General features: G+C 52.8%; 1 protein-coding gene. It reads left to right on the forward strand.

Annotation, left to right across the window (positions count from 1 at the left end):
* Positions 1-1,524 (forward strand): fimbrillin family protein (locus HMPREF9446_RS17155; RefSeq protein ID WP_187370979.1); only part of this gene is annotated, 1,524 nt, incomplete at both ends.

The raw sequence follows: 1,524 nt of genomic DNA on the forward strand, positions 1-1,524 counted from the left end.
TTATCCGAATACAACTCTTTTTCCCGGTTCTTCAAGCATAGCCTGGGAACCTTCCTGTTGCTGTTGCTGCTTGCTGCCTGCAGCCCCGAGGACGATGCCCTGCCGGGCGGTGACGGTGACAACACTGCGTCTGCCGCCCTCCGTATAGAAGTCAGCGCAAGCGACTTCACCTCCGCCGCCACCCGCAGCAATGCCGGCAGCAACAACAGCATCGACGGCAACAACGCCGCCACCCGTGCCACCGACAACGGCGCCGTCACCACTTTCGAGAGCGGCGACCGCATCGGCATCACCGTGCTGGACGGTAGTGGCAATATGCTGTCCGACAATATACCTTATAAATACAACGGCAGCGCATGGAGTTTCGACAACGCCAACGGCGAAGGCAAAACAGCCCTCTATTACGACAACAAAGCCACGGCTTACGTTGCCTACTTCCCATACAGCCCGGAAGCGGACGGCATAACCGGTGCAGACATCCCTGCCGCCCTAAAAGCCCAATTCCCGCCTCGCTACGACCAGCGTACCGAAGATGCCTACCGTGCCTCCGACCTGCTGGTGTGGAGTAATGGCACGGGCAGCGTTCCGTTGAAGACACTCGAAATAGAGTTTACCCACGCCTATTCCTCCCTTTCCCTGTCGCCTTCGATTAAATGCAAAATAGATGAAAAAGAAACAAGCTACATCCCGTCTTCTGTGGATGATGTAAGTTTCACCATCGGCACCGAACCTCTTCTCCCTTACCGTGCAGACGACGGCAGCTACCGGATCATCGTTTCTCCGCAAACGACGGATGCCCGTTGGTTTTGTAGCTACAAGGCAAAAACGTATGGCGGAACGATGCCGGAAACCGCTTTGGCTGCCAATAACCGTCATACATTAGCTCCTACTTTGAAGGATATTGGCGCTTATGCCTTTGCTAATGCTCAAGTGGGTGATTTTTATTGCAAGAACAAAAAAAACGAAGGTTATCTGATTCCGGGTGATGCCTCCCTTACCACAGAACAGCAGAAAGCCTGCATCGGCATCGTTTACAGTACCGACGTCAGTCGTATCGGTACGGCGGCCAAACAAGCCTTGACGAAAAAAGGGGTAAACACTCCTCACGGTCTTGTCATGGCACTCACTAATGCCTCCGAGGGTTGTCGGTGGGGAGAATACGGTAAAGATGAAAACAGCGGCGGCGCTGATGGAGAACCTTTCAAAGCGAACACCGACCAATTACAGAAGCAGTACAATAATGTGGACGGTTACGCCGAAACGCATTGGATAATCGACACCTACGGAAGGGACGGTAATACTGCTTTAAAGAATACCTATACCGCCTTTTACCATGCCAGCCGTTACGGTACGGCAAAGAGCAGCACCGGGAAATACTACGCTCCCTCCAAGACCACCGGTTGGTTTATTCCCAGTATGGGTCAGTGGTGGGATATTCTGTCCAACTTGGGTAAGATAGACTTGACCAGTTATCGGGATGATGCAGGTAGTAGTACATATATACCCCATGCCGCTCCAACAGTT

Origin of the sequence: Bacteroides fluxus YIT 12057 (genome assembly GCF_000195635.1) — a bacterium.
Classification (GTDB): Bacteria; Bacteroidota; Bacteroidia; order Bacteroidales; family Bacteroidaceae; genus Bacteroides; species Bacteroides fluxus.